Consider the following 22,303-nt stretch of genomic DNA (forward strand, 5'->3'; position numbering starts at 1 on the left):
TTTTTCATCCATTCGTCGGATATAAAGAAGTTTGAATTTTAGAAAATATAACGAATGGCTTTCATTTCATTTGGGCAATTGTTAGAATCAATGCTTTAACGTAAGACTTAAAAAATTAAACATGAATGTTAGGAGGCTTTAGCCAATGGAGCATACATCTGTTTCATCACTCGTTGTCGTTATCATTGTCGCCTTTTTTACCCCTATTTTATTGCACCGATTTAAGCTGACCATTCCGGTCGTTGTAGCTGAAATCATCATGGGGCTCATCATTGGGAAAAGCGGTCTTCAACTGGTTGTCGAACATGATGCGTGGTTAGATACATTATCCATGCTCGGTTTTATTTTTCTGATGTTTTTAAGTGGTCTTGAAATAGATTTTTCTTCTTTTGAGTCAAAGAAGAAAGCACGAGAACTTCCAAATGGTTTAAAAGAACCAAATACATTTAAAGCTGCCACCATTATTTTTCTTGGGGTATTTTGTATTTCTTTTATTCTGTCCTATGCGTTTGTACTCGCAGGGTTTATCCAAAATGCCTTTTTAATGACGCTCATTATCTCTACCATCTCATTAGGCGTAGTGGTTCCAACTTTAAAAGAGGAAAAGTTGATGCAGACAAATATCGGTCAAATCATTCTGCTTGTAGCTGTCATTGCTGATTTGGTCACGATGATTTTACTTGCTGTGTTTTCCTCCATTTATGGAGATGGAACAGGGAACATGTGGCTCCTGCTCTTATTATTTGCTGCAGGCATTCTTCTTTATTTATTTGGCCGCGTATTTAAGACAAAGTCAATTTTTCAGTCGATGTCTAAAGGGACCGTGCAAATTGGGACAAGGGCAATCTTTACTCTCATTATAGTCTTAGTTGCCTTATCTGAATCACTCGGGGCTGAAAATATTCTTGGGGCGTTTTTAGCTGGCGTGCTTGTGTCCCTTCTTTCGCCAAATAAAGAGCTCGTTCAGCAGCTGGACTCATTTGGCTATGGATTTTTAATCCCGATCTTTTTTGTGATGGTCGGAGTAGATCTGAATATATGGGCACTGTTTAAGGACCCAAACATCATGATCATGATTCCGCTGCTGTTTATTGCGCTGCTTATAAGTAAGCTCATCCCGATTCTTTATTTGAAAAAATGGTATGACATGAAAAAGGTCATTGGCTCCGGCTTTTTATTAACTTCAACGCTATCTCTCGTCATTGCAGCTGCGACGATTGGTGAGCGGCTCGGTGTCATTGATCATAAAATGTCAGGGGCGCTGATTTTAGTTGCTGTGCTAACGAGTATTTTAACACCTGTTTGGTTTAAAGCGCTGTTTAAAAAAGAACAAGCGGCAATCCATAAGAAGCGTGTGACCTTTATTGGAGCAAATCAGCTGACCTTACCTGTCACACTTGACTTACATCAGGATGAATATGACATTCGGATTTTGCATGTTTTTCAAGAAAATAAAGAAGCACTGCTGGCAGACTCTATCTTTGAAGTCGAATCAATTGAACAATACGACGATGAGACGCTGAGAAAGGCAGGCGTCGGCCAAGAGGATGTCCTAGTCGTCGCAACAGGCAGTGAGACGAAAAATAAGGAAATTGCTTTATTTGCAAAAGAAGAAGGAGCGAAACAAGTCATTGCAAGTGTCAACAAAGCAGAGGCGGAGCTGACATTGAAGGAAGCGGGAATTGATACGTTTTCTACTTTCTTGTCATCTAAAACGGTGCTAAGAGCTTTGATTGAAGCACCTGATGCGATTCGATTGCTAACAAATGAGGATTCTTCTTTGTATCAAATTCAAATGAACAATCATCGTTATCATAATGTCATGCTGAGAGAATTTCCTTTCACCGGTGATTTGGTATTTGTCCGTATTTTCAGAGGGATAGACAGCTTAGTACCGCATGGAGATACGACACTCAGAAGCGGCGACCGTGTGCTTGTATCGGGCTCCCGGGAATATGTGGCAGGACTAAGAGCCCAATTAGAATGACAATGAACCCTTGACCAATGAACAATTCCTGATTAAGATAGAGGTACAACATCATATATTTGATCCACTAGGGGAGTCCTTTAAAAGGGCTGAGATAAAAGTGTTCACTTTTAGACCCTCATTACCTGAACAGGTTCATACCTGCGTAGGGAAGTGGTGCGGTTTTTGACTATGCTTTTTACAAATTCCAAGCCACTTTCCACGCGGAAAGTGGCTTTTTTATATGGAAAAACAGGAGGAGAGGAACATGACGTTTTCAACAGAATGTAAAGAGGCTGCAGCAGCATGGTGGAATGGAAGCTTTACACATCCTTTTGTCAAAGGGATTGGAGATGGCACACTTTCACTCGATCGTTTCACCTATTACGTGATGCAGGATTCGTATTATTTAACTCATTTTGCAAAGGTGCAGGCATATGGAGCGGCGATTAGTGAGGACTTACATACGACGGGCAGAATGGCGTATCATGCCCAGGGCACGTATGAAGCAGAGCTGTCGCTGCATAGGAAATTTACAGAGCTTCTGCAGATTTCTGATGAAGCCATTGAGAACTTTAAGCCTTCTCCCACTGCTTATGCGTATACCTCTCATATGTACCGATCTGTAAAAAGCGGTCGGTTTGAAGAGATTTTAGCCGCGTTATTACCATGTTACTGGCTCTATTATGAGGTAGGTGAAAAGCTGAAACAAACAACACCTGACCATCCAATTTACCAAGAATGGATTTTGACATACGGAGGCGATTGGTTTAAGGAACTCGTCTTCGAACAAGTGAACCGCTTTGATGAACTAGCAGAAAAAGCACCAGACCATGTACGGGCCAATATGAAAGAAAATTTTGTGATTTCAAGCTATTACGAATATCACTTCTGGGAGATGGCGTATCAAAAAGAAATGTGGCAAACAGCATGCTTAGATGGGGTTGGTGCAAATGGAACTCCACGCAGTGACAAATGATTCGTTTCCTGCGGATGAACTGATCAAACAAATAAAAGCCATAGCGTCTGAAGTGGATTTTATTCATATTCGGGAAAGGTCTAAAACAGCAAGTGAGCTTGTTGATCTCGTGAAGAATCTCCTTTTAGAAGGTGTGCCGAAAGAAAAGCTCGTCATCAATGACCGAGTAGACGTTGCGCTGCTTACCAATATTCACAGGGTGCATCTACCGGGCCACAGCTTTTCGCCAAAAGAACTGCGAAAAAAATTTCCTCACCTTCATGCGGGAGTATCTGTCCATTCGATAGAAGAAGCGAAAGCAGCAGAGAAAAATGGAGCAGAGTATGTCATGTTTGGGCACGTATATGCCACCTCTTGTAAACCAGGACTTCAGGCAAGAGGTGTACAGCTTGTGAAGAAACTGACTTCTGCACTAACGATTCCAGTGGTGGCCATCGGCGGGGTGACCCCAGAACGAGTTCCAGAATTGAAACAAGCAAATGTGAAAGGAATTGCTGTCATGTCTGGGATTTTTGCTCATCATCAGCCGCGTATGATGGCACAAGCATTTTCTGAAAAGGTAAAGGAGAATCCTTATGAAAAAGCATTATGACGTTGCAATCATTGGTGGTGGAATCATAGGGGTCTCCATCGCCTATCACCTTGCAAAAGCAGGAAAACAGGTGGTCTTATTTGAAGCGAATGAGATAGGGAAGCAAACGACAAGTGCGGCTGCCGGGATGCTCGGTGCACATGCTGAAGGAGAGGGTCATGAGGATGTTTTCTTTCAGGCAGGCAGAGCAAGCCAGGCATTGTACGAAAAATTAAAAGTCGATCTTCTTCATGAATCAGGCATTGATATTCGAACTTCAGCGGGCGGTATCATGAAGGTCGCCTTTACAGAAGAAGAGAAACAAGCCCTTTGCCGGATGCAGCATTTGTCTACATTTAAATGGCTTGACGCAAGCAGCGTAAAAAAATGCATGCCTCAAGTTACAGATCACATGCTGGGAGCAGGTTTGATTGAAGAGGATGTGCATGTGGAACCTTACGCTGTATGCAGGGCTTTATGGCAGGCGGCTGTCCGGTACGGGGCAGATGTGAAAGAGTGTACACCTGTGATCGAAGTGAAGCGGGACAAAGAAGCGTTAACTGTCAGAACAACGAAGGGCACATTCACATGTGATGACCTGACAGTCGCAAGTGGTGTATGGTCTGGCCGTTTTTTTGAAGAACTCGGATTATCTCATTCTCTTTATCCAGTAAAAGGGGAATGTGTGTCTGTATGGAATAATGGTCCGGCGCTCGCACACACCATTTATCATGATCATTGTTATATCGTTCAGCGAGATAGCGGAAAGCTTGTTATCGGCGCAACAATGAAGCCAAACGAGTGGCAGGCTGTTCCAACGCTTGGCGGCATGGAAGCTGTGATTCAAAAGGCGTCTCAGCTTATGCCTTCTATTAAGGAGATGCCGATTGAAGAGTGCTGGGCAGGCCTTCGTCCGGCGACAAACGATCGGCATCCTTATATCGGAAGACATCCAGAAGACAAGCGTATTCTTTTTGCTGCAGGGCATTACAGGAACGGTATTTTACTAGCGCCGATTACTGGAGAAATCATTCGTGACCTGATATTAGACGAACCGGTCAAAGAGGAATGGCTTCATGCGTTTCGTATTGGACGAAAGGAGGCACTATTCGTATGAAGATTCAATTGAATGGCAGAATCGTTGATTTCGATCAAGAGAATGGAACGATCTATGATCTGCTATCAGCCTATCAGCTTGAAAACCGTGTGGTGATCGTTGAAAAGAACCATGAAATCATTGATAAAGAAGCGTTTCAACAAGTAGAAATTCAACCAAATGACACGATTGAAATCGTTCATTTCGTAGGAGGAGGATGATCCAATGCTGCACATTGGCGGAAAAACATTCACATCAAGACTATTACTAGGAACAGGAAAGTACCCATCATTTGAGGTTCAAAAAGAAGCGGTGAACGTATCGGAAGCCGAAATTTTAACCTTTGCTGTCAGAAGAATGAACATATTCGAAGCATCTCAGCCTAATTTTTTGGAGCAGCTTGATTTATCAAGATATACGCTGCTTCCCAATACAGCTGGTGCAAGTACAGCAGAAGAGGCAGTGCGTATTGCCCGTTTAGCAAAGGCTTCTGGGCTTTGTGACATGATCAAGGTAGAAGTCATTGGCTGTTCAAGGTCTCTTCTGCCAGATCCAGTTGAAACATTAAAAGCATCTGAAATGCTGCTCGAAGAAGGATTTATCGTGCTGCCATATACATCTGATGATGTGGTGCTGGCAAGAAAATTAGAAGAACTCGGTGTCCATGCCATCATGCCTGGTGCTTCACCGATTGGTTCAGGCCAAGGTCTGTTAAACCCTCTGAACCTCTCATTTATAATCGAGCAGGCGAAGGTGCCGGTCATTGTTGATGCTGGCGTAGGTTCTCCGAAGGATGCAGCTTATGCGATGGAGCTTGGAGCTGACGCTGTATTACTAAATACCGCTGTCTCTGGTGCAAAGGATCCTGTGAAAATGGCAAAAGCAATGAAACTCGCGATTGAATCAGGAAGACTAGGCTATGAGGCAGGACGTATTCCCCTAAAAAACTATGGGACAGCGAGCAGTCCACAGGAAGGAATGCCGTCATTTTGAGCACTCGTTATTCACGCCAAGAGCTTTTTCAGCCAATTGGAACAGAGGGGCAAAAGCGGCTAAATGACTCAAAGGCAGTTATTGTTGGAGCGGGGGCACTTGGAACCGCAAGTGCTGAAATGCTCGTTCGTGCCGGCGTTGGATCTGTTACCATTTTGGACCGAGATTATATTGAATGGAGCAACCTTCAGCGCCAGCAGCTCTACACGGAGCAAGACGTGAAGGATCGGCTGCCAAAAGCTGTGGCGGCTGAAAAAAGACTCAAGCAAGTAAACAGTGATGTGCACATCAAAGGAATCGTAATCGATGTGACTGCTCACAATATTGACGAACTTGTCAGCGGGGCTTCAATCATTGTCGATGCAGCGGATAATTTTGAGGTGAGAATGATCGCAAATGATGCCGCTGTCAAACATCAAATTCCTTTCCTTTATGGGGCCTGTGTAGCAAGTTACGGCATTCAATTCACTGTGATTCCTGGTGAGACGCCGTGTTTACACTGTCTGCTTGAACATTTACCCGCACAAGGCATGACATGTGATACAGCAGGTATCATCAGTCCAGTTGTGCAGCAGGTGGCCGCATATCAAGTGGCAGATGCACTTAAATATTTAACGGGACATCAAGTGACGCCAATTTTAAAATCCTTCGATTTATGGAAAAATGAACGGTCTGATATTCGATCGGCCGCGTCTTTAAAGAAGAAGCAATGTCCAAGCTGTGGACTGAAGACGTATCCATTTCTTTCATATGACAAGAGAGCGAAGGCAGATGTACTATGCGGCCGCAATACGGTACAAATCCGCAGTGCAGCAGAAACACCGCCGCCTTTACATGAAGTTGCTCTTCGGTTAAAGAAAGCAGGAATGGATGTGCTTGAGAATCCATATTTGCTTTCGTGTCAAAAGGATGAATTTAAACTTGTCTTATTTAAAGATGGCAGAGCACTTGTTCATGGTACGAATGATATTGCCAAAGCAAGAACTATTTATCATCAATGGATTGGCTAATGAGAGGTGTGAAGAAATGATCAAAAAAGCATTCACAATCGCGGGTTCTGATTCTGGCGGCGGAGCAGGCATTCAGGCAGATTTGAAAACCTTTCAGGAGCTCGGTGTGTACGGAATGTCTGCGATCACAGCGATTACTGCGCAAAACACACTAGGTGTTCACGGGATATACCCGCTTTCAATTGAGGCGTTAGAGCGTCAAATAGATGCAGTGGCAGAAGACTTACTGCCAGATGCCGTCAAAACAGGGATGCTGTGGAGTGCAGACATGATCAAAATCGTAGCTGAAAAAACGGTTCAATATGAAATGAAGCTGATTGTAGATCCAGTCATGATCGCAAAAGGAGGAGCCTCTTTATTAAATGAAGATGCGGTCTCTGCGATGAAAACACACTTGCTGCCTGTCAGCTATGCTGTAACACCGAATCTTCCTGAGGCAGAAGTACTAACAGGCATACGTATTCAGACGAAAGAGGACCGCTATGTGGCAGCGGAGCGTCTTTATGAGCTTGGCACGAAACATGTCGTGATCAAAGGCGGCCATGGTCCATCTGATGGGATGATTTCAGACCTGCTGTATGATGGAAAAGGCTTTATTGAAGTCACAAATGAACATATTGATACACCGCATACACATGGTACAGGCTGCACGTTTGCAGCAGCATTAACAGCTGAAATTGCGAAAGGATATTCGATGAAGGAAGCCTTTGAAACAGCAGAAACCTTTGTCCATGAAGCCATTAAATTCCCTTTACGTATTGGATCTGGACATGGGCCTACGAACCATTTTGCTTATCAGCAAAACAGAATCAAACGATAACGGAATCGAACCGTCTTCACTTGTGAGGACGGTTTTTTCGCGAAAATGAAACTTTCTTTCAGCGGAAATTGTCATTCTCTTATGATCTGTGATAATATTATGATCAGGTACTAATACTATGTCTTGAAAAAATAGGAGGCTTTATTACATATGAACTTTTCTTTAGAAGGCCGTAATATCGTGGTGATGGGTGTTGCCAATAAACGAAGCATCGCTTGGGGAATTGCCCGCTCACTTCATGAAGCTGGAGCTCGTTTGATTTTTACTTATGTTGGAGATCGTCTTGCTGAATCGGTAAAAGAGCTGGCAAGCACACTTGAGCGTGATGATTCAATTATTCTTCCATGTGACGTGACAAGTGACGAAGAAATCGAAAAATGTTTCGCTGCAATTAAAGAAAAAGTACAAGTCATTCATGGCGTTGCGCATGCCATTGCATTTGCAAACAAGGAAGAGCTTGTTGGCGAATACTTGAACACGAACCGTGAAGGTTTCCTTTTGGCGCACAACATCAGTGCATACTCATTAACTGCTGTAGCAAAAGCAGCACGTCCATTAATGACAGAGGGTGGAAGCATTGTGACGCTTACATACCTAGGCGGAGAGCGTGTTGTATCAAACTACAACGTAATGGGTGTAGCGAAAGCATCACTTGAAGCAAGTGTGAAATATTTAGCAGCTGATTTAGGCGCAGAAGGCATCCGCGTGAACAGTATTTCTGCTGGTCCAATTCGTACGTTATCTGCAAAGGGCATCAGCGGCTTTAATACCATTCTGAAGGATATTGAAGAGCGTGCACCGCTCCGCCGTACAACAACTCCTGAAGAAGTTGGCGATACAGCTCTATTCTTATTCAGTGATCTATCTCGCGGCATGACAGGTGAGAATCTGCATGTTGATTCTGGCTTCCATATCATTGCCCGCTAAACGAATACAAGACTTGCAGCATACCGATGAAGGGTATGCTGTTTTTTTATTTTTCTTCTGATTTGAGGCCTCCGTTCATATATATAAGGAATGAATCATTCGGGAGGGATTAGTATGTCAAATAAAGGTGATGAGAATCAAAAGCCACTGATGTATATTGTTCAGCCGAGCTATCAAGAATCAAAGCCGGCCATGCAAAATATTGTGAGAAAGCGAAAGAAATCAGAAAAACAGCCAGAAAGTGAGACCACTGCAAAAGACGTGATCGAAGAAAGCAAGCAGGAGGAACCTGCAGCTCAAGAAATAGAGCATAAAAAAGAAGCCGAGCCGCCTAAACTTCAACATGAACGAGATATAACACAAGAAGCTGAGTTTACAGAAGAACAAGAGATCCCACAAGAAGCAGGGCCTGCACAGGAACAAGAGGATACACAAGAAGCCGAGCCTGCGCAGGAACAAGAGATCACACAAGAACCAGAGCTCATACAAAAGCGAGAGCCTCAAGAAGAAGAGGGAAACCAGCCAGAAGGTGTCTTTCATGAAACAAAAGAAGAACCAAGAAGAAAACGAGTGAAAAAGCCTTTAAGTCAGATGAGTATTGATGAAAAAGTCGATTTTCTCACAAGACTGCCTCATAATATGCCAAGGGCTCTTTGTCTGATTGAAGCTGATGGTAAAACATATCGAGGGATCATCATGGATCGAAAAGATGATACTGTGATCATTCGTACAGCAGGCGGGGGAAATCCAGTCGAATTAGCGATTGCTGAGATTTCTTCCATCCACCCGCTAGGTTTTTAATTAATAAAAAAAGTCCCATTTAGGGACTTTTTTTGTTAGCAGTTACGATTGATGAGTCTTGGGTTTAGGCACTCGATTGCGCAGAAGCAGTTAAGGTCTACTTCAACACAATACTTCGATTTTTCTAATCGGAACACATCACATAGGGAATCTTTATCTGTAAAATCTAAAATATGACGGTCTTTGTCAAATGCGATAAGCAAGCTGAGTGTTGCACAGTGATCACAGATATGTTCGACTCTGAAAAATGCAGTACTGAAGCAAGGGCCTGCATCTACTTCTCCGACGTTTCCGAATGCGACGAATGGTTTTGATTTGGATGTAAAGAGAACAAACGGGACAGTGTCACCTAATGAATGTGATGGAGAAAGGAGATTGCTGTAACAGCTGGTCGGGCAATCTTCTTTGACAGCATTTTGCAAGTCGCTAATGTTTTCAACAGCCTCTGTTACACAGCTCCATGAATGATTGCGGCTCATATTCAACCCTCCTATACTAGGAAATTTGTTTGAGTGTTTGAGCACTGTCATCATCTTCAAGCTATCTTTGCCGGCTCGTGCATCTACTTTTAACCAATGCGGAAGCAGCCGCTTCTTATGCTGACTGCTCCGCATGATTGGCTGTCATTCGTGAGGAAGGGGATGCTTTGATTCATGACAAGTTAGATGAGCGGCCTGTTGATTTAGCCGTGGTGATGATGCTTTTTATCTTTTGATGGCATGACTCTGTCGACAAGCTCTGGGTTTAAGCATTGGATTGCGCAGAAGCAGTTTAGATCAACCTCAATACAAAAGTCCGTTTTTTCTAGACCAAAGAAGTCAGGGTCACAAGGGTGACACACGCTTAGCGTATGTCCGTGTACATCAACAGGTCTTAATACAGATAACGTAGCACAGCAGTCGTGTAATTTTTCAACCCGGAAGAAAATAGATTCGAAGCATTGGCAATCGTCAACGAATCCTCCAATGTTTCCGAAAGTAGAGAACAACCCGCCCTTTTTATCAAAAAGTAAAAACGGAATCGTATCTTTTCCAGAAACTGTTGGGCTTAATAAATTACTGTAGCAGCTCGTAGGACATTTATCTTCTACAGCTTCCTGCTCTGCTAAAATCTTATCAACCGCATCGCATACACAGTTTTCATCATGTCGGCCATGGTGTTTTCCGCAGCTCATGGATTTCAGCTCCTTTAACAAGGTATTTGACTTTAGTCCTTAACAACATATGTATGCGCCCTCTAGTTGGTGTGGGTAAATGACCATTTATATTTGTTGTATTTTGATAAAAGGAAAAGCAGAGCTTTTCGCTCTGCTTTTGGACATTAGAGGATGCCGATTGCAACGATTGTCGCAACAAGAGTTTGTGTAAGTGTTTGGATTGCGATAGAGATGTCCGCATCGATTGTAGAGACTGTAACGTTTCTTGAATTTTCGATGACAAGTTTTTGGCGGTTTGTTTGTTTGTGAGTAGCAGCTTGTAAGAGATCCTGCGTGACGCGGTCTGCCAAATCACCGTCTGCGATTGAGATGTTTGTAATCGTGATGATCGCTGTTTGAATCGCTACTTGGATAGATGCTGCAACCTGTGCATCGACAGAAGATACGTTAATGTCACAAGAGTCTCTGACGATAATGACTTCCTCAGATGTCTGCTTTGTGAAGCTTACTTGATCCAAGTCTTGTAAGACATCTTCATCATCATAATAGTCGTCACAAAGTGCTTTTCTTTCATAGTTGCAATCGTCGTGGCGTTCGTGGTATCTGTGGTGTCCGTGGTGTGAACAGTTACGATCTAGAGCGACCCAAGAATATGGTTTAGAATCCATTTCTATTCCTCCTTCCGTTTACTTTATTAAATGCTGGAATGCGTGGTTTTGTCTCGGGCATTTACCCTAGCAGGCAACCCATTTTTATTTAATCGTTATTACGCTGCGCATTACGACGCTGCTGAATACGATTTCGAAGTGAGTTTCGATTTGGACGTACTTTTGGTTCAGGCACTACTTCTTCCGGCTGTTTTGCTGCCTCAGCCTGCCTTTTTTTCTCCTGCTGCTGTTCTACGAAATCATTTGCTTTCTTTTGTAAGTCCTCGACTAATTTCAAAATCATTCTTCTTTGATCGTCTGAAATTTTTGCTTTCTGATCATCAGTGATATTGTTTTTGTTTAACACATCACTGACAAGAAGACTTGTTAATGGATCAATATCAGTATTGATTTGAAACTCCTTTTTTTCGTTCTCTTCAGCCACGATGATTTCACCTCTTTCATACGTCATTAGAAAAAGAAAGGGTCAAAGAATGCCGGCTTCAACTAAGAGCACATTCAATGTTTGAGTGAGAATTTGGACGGAGTTCATAATGGATGCATCTGATAATGTAATCGTAATGTTATAGCAGTTGATGATTTGAATCACAGTTTTCTTTTGGACTTCCACTTGTTGTGTGGATAAAAGCTGGTCTGTGATGTCAGCAGCCAATTCATCGTCTGGTACAAGAATTTGGATTAAAAGAGTAATGATTGTCGTTACGGTCGCTTGAAGGGAGAGTGCGGCAGTTACATCTGTTTTATGAATTGTGACATTTTCGGAATCTTTGATCTCAATGAAATCATCATAATTGCTGATTAATTCGTTTAACAGTTGTGTATATAATGTTTCAGCACTTTCTTCAATAGACAATACTTTCACTCCTTTCTTATCTATACATTATTTAATGCAACAAGGACGCAAGGTGGAATCGGAAAGTGTGAAAAAGTACAACCCAATTTTATTTCCGCTCGATTCATCATGACGGTCTTTTTTCTTGCATATATAAAGAAAGGACGGAAAAAGAAGAAAGAAGGAGGTGGAGGCTCCCTGAGCGGTGCTTTGTCATTTGTCGTGTTTGCCCTCGCATCCTTTAGACTGACGAGACTGATTGTGTTTGATACCATTACTGCGCCATTCCGCCGTCTATTTCATGAAGAACAGGAAGAGGTAAACGAACAAGGTGAGGTCGAAACATATATCATCATTAAAGGGGAAGGACTGCGGTCTTGGGTTGGAGAACTGTTAAGCTGTTATTGGTGTACTGGCATATGGTGCACTGCTGCCTTACTTCTGATATACATACTTTTTCCTGTCATCAGCATGTGGCTTAATTTATTATTAGCGATTGCCGCAGCAGCAGGCATCATTGAAGCGATCGTCTCGAAGCTTGTGAAATAAACAGGCATTCTGATCAGACACGCTTTCAATAAATGCATATACTATCATGGAATAGGAAAGGAAGGGTTGCGATGAAACCAACTGAAACGCCGTCACATATGCTTCAAGGTTATCCAGCGCAGTCAAATCAACAATCTGTATATACGAAGAAAATCAAAAAAAATGGCTGCGGCTGTGGAAACAAAAAGAAACCTCAATAATAGAAGAGAAAAACAAAAGCCGGATTTATCCGGTTTTTTTGTTGCCTTTTTTTGAGTGGTGCATATGTAAGAGAGAAGGGGTGACCAGAATGGATGCATTCGAACAATTAATCGGTTCCTTGTTCACTAAACCCCATGATGGGAAAGAACAAGCGCACGAAAAGGCTGAAATGGATCTAACGGATAAAGCGAATGATCTTGAGGAGCACTTAAAAGCATTTGGCGTGAAGATGGAGGCTTTTGCGAAAGAAACAGAAGCATTCATGGTGCGTCATAGAGAGGCAGATTACATCTTTAAACAGCAGAAATAAAAATTCCGCACTTTTTTATGTGATCGTCCAAACCATTTCTTGCATTTTTCATACTTTGTAAGGGAGAAGAGGAGGTGCTTAAATATGAGTTGTTACGGTGGCGGTTCTTGCGGCGGCTACGGCGGTGGCTACGGCGGCGGATATGGATCAACATTTGTTCTTGTCGTTGTGCTTTTCATCCTTCTAATCATCGTTGGTGCTTCTTTCTTTAACTACTAAACAGTAAGAAGGTGAGGGAAGCAAGGGGGAAGCCTTTTGCTTTCCTTTCTCTTTGGTCAAACAAGGCTTTAGGATAGGCACATATCCCGCCTATTTTCATATAGTAAAGTGATTACTCCACAAAGAGGAGGCAAATGAATGGATAATAAATTCTTTAAAAGCGTAGAAAACAAAACCGGTGTGAATATGAATGATGTGTTTAAACTTGCAGGTTCTTTGCAAAATGCCAACTTTAAAGATGAGAATACCGTTCGAGGTGTCATTAAAAAAGTAGCGCAGCTTGCGAACAAACGTGTACCTAAAGAAATGGAAGACAAAATCGTTCAATCGATTACAAGTGGAAAAGAAAAGCTTGATTTCAATACAATCGCTAAAATGATGAACAACAAAAAATAAACAACAGGCTCTCCGTTTAAAGGGGGGCCTGTTGTTTTTGCGTAAATAATTCACGGTTTTTCTTTAGAAGAGGATATAAAAAGCGAGAACGATGGGCCGTTTTTCCTCGTCTAAATGATGGAACAGACAGATAAAGAGATTGTTCAGCTCTTGTCATGGCCACGTATAATAAACGGCGCTCTTCTTCCAGCGCTTCTTCATCACCGTTTCTGAGTTCATCCAGTGAGAAATCATGGGGCAGTGCCCCGTCGACCACACAAGTGATGTATACTGTCTGGAACTCAAGTCCCTTTGCGCGATGGATCGTCATGAGCTGAACACCGGGTTCATCTGTTTTTTCCTTTTCGGCAGACTTCATATGTTCGGCATGTGCGAGAAAGGCTTCAATCGTTTCAAAGCGTTTGGCGGCTGTTTTCACATCACGTACATCATCCGCTCCTTTTTCAAGTACATTCGTATCGTTCACCCGTTTTTTTAAGTAATCCCCGAGTCCCATCTTTTGTTCAATAAATGTCACTGCGTCCGATGGCTTTAACGTCCGTAACGTTCGGAACAAAGGAACAATTGATTGCAGCTTTTTCCGCTGAAACGGCTGTATATCTGTCAGTTTTCCGAGCGCTTCTACCATTGAGCAATCTTCTGTGATGGTCAGTGCCTTTAGTGTATTCAGGGTTTGCTGCTTTAAAAAGAAAACCGGCAGCAGCTGTTTTATGGCGGCCACATCATCTGCATTCTGACTTAAAGAAAGAAAGGCGAGGAGAACCCGAACCATTCGTCTGCTGTAGAAGGCTTTGACGCCGGCATCCGTTTCATACGGAATGGCCGATTGATGCAGCCGTTCATAAATCGCACGGCCGCCTGTGTTCGTTCGAAACAGCACGCAGAAGTCATTCGGATTTGCACCGTTTTTAATTTTCTCCTGAATATCTGCGACAATCATCGTCGCTTCCTCTTCTTCGTCATATGGATAGAAGAGCGTCGGGGGAATTTTCTCCGCGCGCACGGCTTTTAACGTCTTCTCATAACGATGCTGATTTTTCTTAATAATCGCATCAGCACTTGCGACAATCGTATGGTGAGACCGGTAATTCGCATGTAAATGGACGATCTGAGCAGAAGGATAGTCTTGTTTGAATTCAAGAATGAAAGCAGGATTGCTCCCTCTAAAGGCGTAAATGGCTTGATCATCATCACCTACACAAAATAACTGCTCTGATTCTCCGGCTAAAAGCTGAATCAATTGATATTGTACTGGATTAATATCCTGAAATTCATCCACTAAAATATACTGGAATCGTTCTTGATACCGTTTTAGCAGTTCGGGCTGTTCTGTCAGCATATGTAAGCAGGCAATCGCCATATCATCAAAGTCAAATTGCTGATTGTCTCGTTTTTGCTGTTCATATGATTGATAGATCGTCCACATGTGTTTTTCCTTTTCATCCTTCAAATCAGGAAGTTCACCTGGTAAAAAGGCATTTTTCCAATAGCCGATCGATTGCAGTACTTGATCAGTAGGGTAGTCTTTTTCATCAAGCCCTTCATTCATTATGGCTTTTCGAATGTATTGCTCCTTTTGCCAGTCAAACTTGATCAGATGCTGGCCGTTCCATTTGCTTGCGTCATCGTGAAGCAGCATTTTATAAAAAAGACTGTGGAAGGTGCCTGTCACTACTTGGCTGGCTTGTGAAGGATGAAGCTGGTATTGCTTGCGCAGTCTTTCTTTCATCTCACTGCTCGCTTTTGTGGTGAAAGTTACGAGTAAAATATGGTGAGCAGGAATATGATGATGGGACATGAGATAAGCCGCTCTAGCCGTCAGGACTCTTGTTTTCCCGCTGCCGGCACCAGCCAGCACAAGCATCGGACCATCTAAATGTGTGACAGCTTGAAGCTGCGGTGTGCTAAAGGTGATATGCGGGAAGAGGTCGATCGTATGAACTTCTTCATTCTCTTCTAAATGTAAGGCGTCGCTAAATTGAATCGACCTTGGTTCCTGCCAGTCATATGATTCGCTCGTTTGCGAGATGATCTGTTTGCCGGTTGGAAAACGGAAGCCGCCAAGTTCTTTATAAGAATCCCTTTCCTCTTGTTCTGCCGTTTTATTGTGATCTGCTTGTTCTTCAGCTTTTTCACAAATCTCTTGCTGAGACATGTGCTTATGAATAAAGGCAGGTTCATCATGTATATTTAATCTAAAAAAGACCGGTTGTCCGCAATATGGGCAGAATAATTGTCCTTTTTTTCCCTCGTCATGGAGGAATTGATAGTGTTCTCTCGAATACGTATGTAATGAGATCGTTCGATCATGTCGTCGTGCGCATTTCAAAGCTAGTCCTCCAATAGTCAATCAATCTTAAAATGAAACACATCTAATCATATCAAATGAGGCGTGTTTCAAACAGTCATAATTAGGGAATAGTAGAGTAAGAGAGAAGCAAAGGAGGCGTTCTTGATGGGATATATAGCCCCGATTCAGCCGGATCTGTATTTTCAGTATATCAATCGTCCAGCTCCTCAGGATAAGGAAGACTACGCGAAAGTAACAAAGGTTACCCGCACCTTTCATGACAAGATTTACAGAGAGCTGGAGAAAAAAGAGGACTTAGTGACAGAAGCGGAAACGAAAGTACAGCAAAAAAAGCGGGAACGCTTTGTACGAGATATGTTTATGGAGGAAGGCAAGGGCGTTCATATCAATACGTATATATAAATGATTGCGCTTTCTTCCTTTGGCGAACGATAATGAAAAAGAAAAAGCCAGGGCATCTTGAATGCCCTGGCTTTTCTTTTGGTCAAACAGACAGTGTTTTTGTCATTTTGACATGTTTGATTCCTGCTTCTTCAAACGGTTCAGAAACCGCTTTGTAGCCTTTCTTTTCGTAGAAAGGAAGAGCTTGGATTTGGGCATGCATAACCGCTTCTTTTGCTCCATTAGCAACCGCTTCTGTTTCTAGCGCCTCTAATAGCTTGTGGCCAAGGCCGAAGGAGCGCGCCTCTTTTAACACACAAATTCGTTCAAGCTTTGCCTTTGATCCCTCAATGATCCGCAGTCTAGCGGCCGCCTGAGGCTTTTTGTCATCATTGTAAATGACAAAATGGGTGGCTTTGTCTTCTAGTTCATCTATTTCGATCTCTATTGGAACTTCTTGTTCTTTTACGAATACTTCTTTTCGAACGTAATATGCATCTTCTCGTTGTGTTTGTTCTGTTGCGATGACTGTTTTCAAATGTCTTTAACCCTCTTCTCCTAAAATAAATGTTTCATAGACGGTCCAAGATCCGTTCTCTAATTGATATAAAAGGTGGAAGCGATCCACTGTTTCTTCATGGTCAATCTTTCTCAGCTTTAATGTGCCAAGTACGTCTGAATGCTCATCATCTGATAGTTTTTGAGCGACTGTCACATGCGGAACAAAGGCATATTCAGGTGTGCCGGCAAGTGGATCTGCGTACAATCTTTCATTGAGCGCCATGATGTCCTCGTTCGGTTCTACTTTCATATAAATGACGTTGTTTACAGGAGCGAATGAACTGAATTTTTTAATACGTAACGTAATAGGAGAAGCATTTTTTGCATAATCTCTTAACGTTGAGACGACCTCAGCCGCTTCTAGATCCGTTAATTCAAAAGGTGTTCTTAATGTTAAATGAGGCGGTATGAGTGCATAGTTCGGATCATAACGCTTCCGGTAAGAGTTCGCAATATCTTGCAATTTTTTTGATGGAAATATAACAACTCCGTATTTCATCATGTTCCCTCCTGAATAAGAAAGTATTTATTATTGTTTATTATAACAAAATTCAGTTGATTAACGAATATGGGAGCATTCTTTTTAACGAAGGCGCAATGAGCGGCTGCCAAAACGTCCATTTATGATCCCCTTCGAATGTCTCAAATAAATAATCCGCACCAGATTGTTCAAGAAGGGCCTTTAAATCTTCGTTCGGCTGAACAAAATCAAGCACCTGGCCATCTGTTGTTTTCACAGCCGTTTCCTCAAGCCCAATTTGATGGATAATGGCATAATGAGAAAGGGCTGTCGACTGTTTGACGGCTTCTAGAACCGACTCGTCAACGTAAGGGGACTGCAAAATCAGCCCGCCAAATAAAGAAGGATAATCAATGGCTGTCATGAGAGAAATCGTCGCACCAAGTGAATCACCAATAAACGTACGTCCTGATCCAATTTGATAGGTTGGAAAGTGTTGATCAATATAAGGAACCAGTTCATTTGCTAAAAAGCGTTTATACGCTTCAAACTTTGTGCCGTCTGGATGATACGTGTTTCGTCTTTCTGTGACATTTTCATAAGGGACACCAATGATAATCGTGCGTTCCATTTCTTTGTTTTGCATCAATTCTTCTGCCTGTCTGCCTATTTTGCCTAGGCGGAAATAATCATGACCATCCTGGGCAATGATGACATGATATGTATAAAGGGGGGAGTAATTGACTGGCAAATAGATCAAAATGGTCATGTCCGCCCCAAGTTCTTTTGACTGTAAGGTTTCTTCTTGAATGATTCCTGTTTTCTTCACCATAATCCATTCCTCCAGCTAACCAAATTCATCATAAAGTGAAACGTTTCCATTCATTGTAACATGAAAAACAGCATTGTTCCTATATGCTAACATGCAATCAAATCGTATAACATCCATTCTGTTATAAAATACAGAAAATTTTAATTAATCATGTCATTTCCCCTTGAAAAATGAGATTTAATGGGTTACAGTATTAAGAATTAGAACAGACAGACAACACATTCTTATCGTGAGAGGTGGAGGGACTGGCCCTTTGAAACCTCAGCAACCGGTATGCATCACTTCATGTGATGTACCAAGGTGCTAAATCCAGCAAGCAGCTTTTTTGCTTGGAAGATAAGAGGAAGCGATTAAACCCCTTCTTCTTATGAAGAAGGGGTTTTCTGTTTTGAAATCAGATTTTTACTTAGGATGGTGTCAAATGACAGAACATGTGGAAACGAAATTAGCGCAGATTGGAAACCGTAGCGAAGAGGTGACTGGCACTGTCAGTCCTCCCGTTTATCTTTCGACAGCATACAGACATAGAGGCATAGGGGAATCTACAGGATTTGATTACATTCGAACGAAAAATCCAACAAGACAGCTCGTAGAGGATGCAATTGCTTCACTCGAAGAAGGGACGGCCGGTTTTGCCTTCAGTTCGGGAATGGCGGCAATCCAAACGATCATGGCTCTATTTGAAAGCGGAGATGAACTCATCGTCTCTTCAGACCTATATGGCGGTACATACCGTTTGTTTGAAAACGAATGGAAAAAGTACGGCCTGCGTTTTCTTTATGATGATTTTTCAGATGAAGACTGTTTACGCTCTAAAATCACGCCAAACACAAAAGCGGTCTTTATTGAAACACCGACAAATCCACTGATGCAGGAAGCTGATATTCAAAAAATAGCGAAGATTGCAAAAGATTATGGCGCTTTGGTGATTGTCGATAACACCTTTTACACACCAGTCTTGCAAAAGCCCATTACGCTTGGAGCGGACATTGTCATTCATAGCGCAACCAAATATTTAGGCGGACATAATGACGTTCTTGCAGGGCTTGTGGTGACAAAAGGAGAGCAGCTGTCTGAAGATATGTTCCAGCATCAAAACGCGATTGGAGCGGTTCTATCACCATTTGACTCATGGCTTTTAATGAGAGGAATGAAAACACTGGCTCTTAGAATGCGCCAGCACGAGGCAAATGCGAAGGAGCTGGCACAGTTTTTAGAGGAGCAGCCAGAAATTCAAGATGTCCTTTATCCAGGAAAGGGAGGCATGCTGTCATTCCGAGTAGCCAAAGAGGACTGGGTCAATCCATTTTTGAAGCAGCTGAAAACGATTTGTTTTGCTGAAAGCCTTGGCGGAGTCGAAAGCTTCATTACGTATCCTGCAACACAAACGCATATGGATATTCCAGAAGAGATTCGCATTGCAAACGGTGTATGTAACAAGCTGCTCCGTTTCTCTGTTGGCATCGAGCATGTAGATGATCTGAAATCAGACCTAAAACAGGCACTATCACAAGTAAAAGAGGAGGTACACGCCAAATGACCACACACGATTGGACACTCGAAACACAACTCGTTCATAATGCGTTTAAAACAGACCGTTCAACAGGTGCAGTCAGTGTACCGATTCAGCATGCATCCACATTTCATCAAAGCAGCTTCGATGAATTTGGCCAATATGACTACTCCAGATCGGGAACTCCGACACGTCAAGCATTAGAGGATACGATTGCAGCGCTGGAAGGAGGAACGAGAGGGCTTGCCTTTGCATCAGGCATGGCTGCTATTTCAACCGCTTTTCTTCTATTATCAAAGGGAGATCATGTCCTTGTCACAAGAGATGTGTACGGCGGGACTTTCCGAATGATCACTCAAGTTCTTTCAAGATTTGGAATTGAGCATACCTTCGTGGACATGACGGATTTGAATGAAGTCAAAAGAGGCATTCAATCAAATACAAAGGTCATTTACATGGAAACACCGTCAAATCCAACACTAGGGATTACAGATATTGAAGGTGTCGTCCAGCTTGCGAAAGAGCATGGCTGTCTGACTTTCTTAGATAATACGTTTTTAACACCTGCGCTTCAGCGTCCGCTGGACCTTGGTGTTGACGTTGTTCTGCACAGCGCAACGAAATTTTTAAGCGGCCACAGTGATGTGCTGTCAGGCTTAGCCGTGGTGAAAGATAAGAAGCTGGGAGAGGAACTCTATTCACTGCAAAACTCCTTCGGTGCAGTCCTTGGCGTGCAGGATTGCTGGCTCGTGCTAAGAGGATTAAAAACCCTTCAGGTCAGATTAGAAAAAGCAAGCCAAACGGCATATGAACTCGCTACATTCCTCAAAGAACATCCTGCGGTGAAAAAAGTATACTACCCAGGCTTAGATGACCATCCGGGTGCAGATATTCAGCGAAAGCAAGCAAGCGGAGCAGGAGCCGTTCTCTCATTTGAACTAGAAAACCAAGCGGCTGTCAAAGAATTGGTGGATGCCGTTACATTACCTGTATTCGCCGTCAGCCTCGGCGCCGTTGAATCGATTCTGTCATATCCAGCCAAAATGTCACATGCGGCTATGCCAAAAGAAGAAAGAGAAAAAAGAGGGATTACAGATGGGCTGCTTCGTTTAAGTGTCGGAGTTGAAAACGGAGAAGACCTCAAACGCGACTTCAAACAAGCACTCGATCAACTAAAGCCCGTCCTTGTGAACCAATCATAAAGAAGGAGAGAAAAAAGCCGGCACAGCCGCCGGCTTTTTGACCTTTTTTGAACAAAACCATTGACGGCTTAATATGATGGTTATATAATAGAGACTGTCAGTAACAGAAAGCCCAGAACTGATACATAACCCGATTCCGTAGCTCAGCTGGGAGAGCGCTACCTTGACAGGGTAGAGGTCGCTGGTTCGAGCCCAGTCGGAATCATCGTTTAAACCCTTGCGTAGCAAGGGTTTTTTGTTTTTTTGACAACGAATTTTTGTTCTGTTTCTTTTGATTGGCGACGAACTTTATCCGTCAGATTGTTTTTCAGTTGGCAGGAGGTTTTGACTGATTGCCTAACGATCTTCTCGCCTTTACCAGATCATCAATTGTTGGATTCTTACGAAAGCGACTCATACGATAAATCTTTCTCTCAAGATAAAACATACAATCACCACCAAAAACAATTTAATAGAATATAAGTTCGTGAAAGGTGTTTTATTAAATGACACTAGGAGGAAATAAACTTTGAAATCTTTTTGGGAAATAGACGATGAAGGTTACTATACGTTAAAAAAGATCACCGCAGAAGAAGTAGCTAAGGCTGAAAAGAAACTAGGAATCACTTTGCCAGATACATATAAAAAGCTCATATTAGAACAGAATGGCGGTTATATAGTTCATAATGCTTTTCCAACCACTCACTCTAATTCATGGGCTGAGGATCATATTCAATTTAATCATCTTTTAGGAATTGCAGAAGGTGAAGGAATTATGGATAGTGCCTACTTAATAAAAGAGTGGGAGCTGCCAGAAGGGCTTGTTTTGATTAGCGGGGGTGGCCATACATGGGTAGCAATGGATTATAGAAAAACGAAAGAGAATCCCCCAATTCACTTTTTTGATGTAGAAATGGAAGAAGACTTTAAGTTGGCAGATTCTTTTGACGAGTTTATGGAAGGTCTTTATACAGCTGAGTACACTGTTGATGAGGAAGCAGCAGAGGGTGAATATGAACTTCATGAAGATCATATAAGTAAAGAAGAACTTGAAGCCATATTTGAATTGGACGTCCTTGATGAAGGTAATCTGCATAAAATTCAATATTACCCAATGGTTGATTTGAACGAAATTGAATGGTTTTTTAAAAAGATGCAATATCATATTGAAAAAACAAAAGATGAAGATGCGCTTTATCAAGTAGCTGATACGATTCTCTGCATTTTCTTATTAAATCAAAATATGCCGATTAACGAAAAAATTAGTGAGGTTCTGGATCAAATTGTTAAATTTTTAGAAAAAAATAAAGATCCACTTATAGTAAATCAAGGAGAACAAATTGCTATGCAAACAAGTTTCCTTTAATAAGCTTTGAGCATGCAAAGACAGGCCATACTGGTGAAGATCTATCTGGGGAAGCATGAAATAAAATGAATATCATTTTGCCGTCCAAAGGGACGGCTTTTTTCAATAGAAACAGTTAACTGGATATACAACACCTCAAAACGTATAGACAAGATAGATAGGGACTATTCATTAGATTAGAAGTTATCTATACGCTCCATTGCT

The 22,303-nt window shown here is 42.3% G+C and carries 28 protein-coding genes, 1 tRNA gene and 2 riboswitches; of the genes, 20 read left to right on the plus strand and 9 right to left on the minus strand.

Annotation, left to right across the window (positions count from 1 at the left end):
• Window positions 1-145 precede the first annotated feature (145 nt).
• The 10 genes from MHB66_RS05630 (at window position 146) to MHB66_RS05675 (ending at window position 9,163) form a co-directional block, all read left to right on the plus strand.
• Entirely contained in the window at window positions 146-1,987 is a 1,842-nt protein-coding gene (locus tag MHB66_RS05630; RefSeq protein ID WP_046310574.1) for a monovalent cation:proton antiporter family protein, read from the plus strand.
• A gap of 59 nt (window positions 1,988-2,046) precedes the next feature.
• Window positions 2,047-2,156: riboswitch (TPP riboswitch) on the plus strand.
• Between the two features lie 78 nt (window positions 2,157-2,234).
• Window positions 2,235-2,945: a thiaminase II gene (tenA, locus tag MHB66_RS05635; protein ID WP_046310576.1), complete on the plus strand. Its 711-nt coding sequence runs from the start codon at window positions 2,235-2,237 to the stop codon at window positions 2,943-2,945.
• Window positions 2,920-3,537, plus strand: a complete 618-nt coding sequence (gene tenI, locus MHB66_RS05640; RefSeq protein WP_046310578.1) for a thiazole tautomerase TenI — start codon at window positions 2,920-2,922, stop codon at window positions 3,535-3,537. The genes tenA and tenI overlap by 26 nt, the downstream gene beginning before the upstream one ends.
• Window positions 3,521-4,633, plus strand: coding sequence for a glycine oxidase ThiO (gene thiO / locus MHB66_RS05645; RefSeq protein ID WP_041117143.1), 1,113 nt, complete (start codon window positions 3,521-3,523; stop codon window positions 4,631-4,633). Before tenI ends, thiO begins: the two co-directional genes overlap by 17 nt.
• A complete protein-coding gene (gene thiS, locus MHB66_RS05650) occupies window positions 4,630-4,833 on the plus strand; it encodes a sulfur carrier protein ThiS (RefSeq protein ID WP_024426466.1) in 204 nt (67 codons plus the stop codon). The genes thiO and thiS overlap by 4 nt, the downstream gene beginning before the upstream one ends.
• A gap of 4 nt (window positions 4,834-4,837) precedes the next feature.
• Window positions 4,838-5,605 carry a thiazole synthase gene (locus tag MHB66_RS05655; RefSeq protein WP_046310581.1) on the plus strand — a complete coding sequence of 256 codons (768 nt, stop codon included), beginning with the start codon at window positions 4,838-4,840 and terminating at the stop codon, window positions 5,603-5,605.
• Complete coding sequence (locus MHB66_RS05660; protein ID WP_046310583.1) at window positions 5,602-6,615, plus strand: thiazole biosynthesis adenylyltransferase ThiF; 1,014 nt, start codon at window positions 5,602-5,604, stop codon at window positions 6,613-6,615. The genes MHB66_RS05655 and MHB66_RS05660 overlap by 4 nt, the downstream gene beginning before the upstream one ends.
• Window positions 6,616-6,631: 16 nt before the next feature.
• Window positions 6,632-7,435, plus strand: coding sequence for a bifunctional hydroxymethylpyrimidine kinase/phosphomethylpyrimidine kinase (gene thiD, locus MHB66_RS05665; protein WP_046310584.1), 804 nt, complete (start codon window positions 6,632-6,634; stop codon window positions 7,433-7,435).
• A gap of 150 nt (window positions 7,436-7,585) precedes the next feature.
• Complete coding sequence (fabI, locus tag MHB66_RS05670) at window positions 7,586-8,362, plus strand: enoyl-ACP reductase FabI (protein WP_024425017.1); 777 nt, start codon at window positions 7,586-7,588, stop codon at window positions 8,360-8,362.
• Between the two features lie 114 nt (window positions 8,363-8,476).
• On the plus strand, window positions 8,477-9,163 hold the full coding sequence (locus MHB66_RS05675; protein ID WP_046310586.1) for a CotO family spore coat protein: 687 nt from the start codon (window positions 8,477-8,479) through the stop codon (window positions 9,161-9,163).
• A 35-nt stretch (window positions 9,164-9,198) separates the two neighbouring features.
• Here the strand turns inward: MHB66_RS05675 and MHB66_RS05680 are convergent, their stop codons facing one another.
• The 5 genes from MHB66_RS05680 to MHB66_RS05700 all read right to left on the minus strand — a co-directional run bounded on the left by MHB66_RS05680 (window position 9,199) and on the right by MHB66_RS05700 (window position 11,849).
• Complete coding sequence (locus MHB66_RS05680; protein ID WP_041110159.1) at window positions 9,199-9,642, minus strand: CotY/CotZ family spore coat protein; 444 nt, start codon at window positions 9,640-9,642, stop codon at window positions 9,199-9,201.
• Between the two features lie 203 nt (window positions 9,643-9,845).
• Window positions 9,846-10,337, minus strand: coding sequence for a CotY/CotZ family spore coat protein (locus MHB66_RS05685; RefSeq protein WP_003211658.1), 492 nt, complete (start codon window positions 10,335-10,337; stop codon window positions 9,846-9,848).
• Window positions 10,338-10,483: 146 nt separating this feature from the next.
• Complete coding sequence (locus MHB66_RS05690; RefSeq protein WP_041117155.1) at window positions 10,484-10,987, minus strand: spore coat protein; 504 nt, start codon at window positions 10,985-10,987, stop codon at window positions 10,484-10,486.
• A gap of 88 nt (window positions 10,988-11,075) precedes the next feature.
• Window positions 11,076-11,411 (minus strand): hypothetical protein, encoded by a 336-nt coding sequence (locus tag MHB66_RS05695; RefSeq protein ID WP_024425013.1) that lies wholly within the window; start codon window positions 11,409-11,411, stop codon window positions 11,076-11,078.
• Between the two features lie 42 nt (window positions 11,412-11,453).
• On the minus strand, window positions 11,454-11,849 hold the full coding sequence (locus tag MHB66_RS05700; protein ID WP_231506869.1) for a spore coat protein: 396 nt from the start codon (window positions 11,847-11,849) through the stop codon (window positions 11,454-11,456).
• A gap of 168 nt (window positions 11,850-12,017) precedes the next feature.
• On the opposite strand from MHB66_RS05700, the gene MHB66_RS05705 reads away from it, so the two are divergent.
• The 5 genes from MHB66_RS05705 (at window position 12,018) to MHB66_RS05725 (ending at window position 13,494) form a co-directional block, all read left to right on the plus strand.
• The gene (locus MHB66_RS05705) at window positions 12,018-12,368 is read left to right on the plus strand and encodes a DUF1360 domain-containing protein (RefSeq protein ID WP_034621823.1); all 351 of its coding nucleotides are present in this window, start codon (window positions 12,018-12,020) and stop codon (window positions 12,366-12,368) included.
• A 71-nt stretch (window positions 12,369-12,439) separates the two neighbouring features.
• The gene (locus MHB66_RS05710) at window positions 12,440-12,568 is read left to right on the plus strand and encodes a hypothetical protein (RefSeq protein WP_259279657.1); all 129 of its coding nucleotides are present in this window, start codon (window positions 12,440-12,442) and stop codon (window positions 12,566-12,568) included.
• A gap of 89 nt (window positions 12,569-12,657) precedes the next feature.
• On the plus strand, window positions 12,658-12,879 hold the full coding sequence (locus MHB66_RS05715; RefSeq protein WP_024426458.1) for a hypothetical protein: 222 nt from the start codon (window positions 12,658-12,660) through the stop codon (window positions 12,877-12,879).
• A gap of 84 nt (window positions 12,880-12,963) precedes the next feature.
• Entirely contained in the window at window positions 12,964-13,098 is a 135-nt protein-coding gene (locus MHB66_RS05720; RefSeq protein ID WP_034282023.1) for a YjcZ family sporulation protein, read from the plus strand.
• A gap of 138 nt (window positions 13,099-13,236) precedes the next feature.
• Entirely contained in the window at window positions 13,237-13,494 is a 258-nt protein-coding gene (locus MHB66_RS05725) for a stage VI sporulation protein F (protein ID WP_008348417.1), read from the plus strand.
• Window positions 13,495-13,510: 16 nt separating this feature from the next.
• Here the strand turns inward: MHB66_RS05725 and MHB66_RS05730 are convergent, their stop codons facing one another.
• On the minus strand, window positions 13,511-15,823 hold the full coding sequence (locus MHB66_RS05730; protein WP_046310590.1) for an ATP-dependent helicase: 2,313 nt from the start codon (window positions 15,821-15,823) through the stop codon (window positions 13,511-13,513).
• A 126-nt stretch (window positions 15,824-15,949) separates the two neighbouring features.
• On the opposite strand from MHB66_RS05730, the gene MHB66_RS05735 reads away from it, so the two are divergent.
• Complete coding sequence (locus MHB66_RS05735; protein WP_003210759.1) at window positions 15,950-16,207, plus strand: hypothetical protein; 258 nt, start codon at window positions 15,950-15,952, stop codon at window positions 16,205-16,207.
• Between the two features lie 82 nt (window positions 16,208-16,289).
• On the opposite strand, the gene MHB66_RS05740 is transcribed toward MHB66_RS05735, so the two are convergent.
• From MHB66_RS05740 to MHB66_RS05750, 3 genes are read right to left on the minus strand one after another with little or no spacing between them, the layout of a single operon-like run.
• Window positions 16,290-16,724, minus strand: a complete 435-nt coding sequence (locus MHB66_RS05740; RefSeq protein ID WP_046310592.1) for a GNAT family N-acetyltransferase — start codon at window positions 16,722-16,724, stop codon at window positions 16,290-16,292.
• Window positions 16,725-16,730: 6 nt separating this feature from the next.
• Window positions 16,731-17,246, minus strand: coding sequence for a YjcG family protein (locus MHB66_RS05745; protein WP_024426454.1), 516 nt, complete (start codon window positions 17,244-17,246; stop codon window positions 16,731-16,733).
• Between the two features lie 52 nt (window positions 17,247-17,298).
• Window positions 17,299-18,039, minus strand: a complete 741-nt coding sequence (locus MHB66_RS05750; RefSeq protein WP_046310594.1) for an esterase family protein — start codon at window positions 18,037-18,039, stop codon at window positions 17,299-17,301.
• A gap of 221 nt (window positions 18,040-18,260) precedes the next feature.
• Window positions 18,261-18,382: riboswitch (SAM riboswitch) on the plus strand.
• A 78-nt stretch (window positions 18,383-18,460) separates the two neighbouring features.
• On the opposite strand from MHB66_RS05750, the gene MHB66_RS05755 reads away from it, so the two are divergent.
• The 4 genes from MHB66_RS05755 (at window position 18,461) to MHB66_RS05770 (ending at window position 22,099) form a co-directional block, all read left to right on the plus strand.
• A complete protein-coding gene (locus MHB66_RS05755; RefSeq protein ID WP_046310595.1) occupies window positions 18,461-19,579 on the plus strand; it encodes a methionine biosynthesis PLP-dependent protein in 1,119 nt (372 codons plus the stop codon).
• Window positions 19,576-20,754: a cystathionine beta-lyase gene (gene metC / locus MHB66_RS05760; protein ID WP_041117167.1), complete on the plus strand. Its 1,179-nt coding sequence runs from the start codon at window positions 19,576-19,578 to the stop codon at window positions 20,752-20,754. Before MHB66_RS05755 ends, metC begins: the two co-directional genes overlap by 4 nt.
• 132 nt (window positions 20,755-20,886) lie before the next feature.
• Window positions 20,887-20,959, plus strand: a tRNA-Val gene (locus tag MHB66_RS05765).
• 303 nt (window positions 20,960-21,262) lie between these two features.
• The gene (locus MHB66_RS05770) at window positions 21,263-22,099 is read left to right on the plus strand and encodes an SMI1/KNR4 family protein (RefSeq protein WP_046310598.1); all 837 of its coding nucleotides are present in this window, start codon (window positions 21,263-21,265) and stop codon (window positions 22,097-22,099) included.
• Window positions 22,100-22,303: the final 204 nt, after the last annotated feature.

The sequence above is a fragment of the Bacillus sp. FSL L8-0167 genome (assembly GCF_038630295.1).
In the GTDB taxonomy this organism is placed as follows: domain Bacteria; phylum Bacillota; class Bacilli; order Bacillales; family Bacillaceae; genus Bacillus; species Bacillus safensis.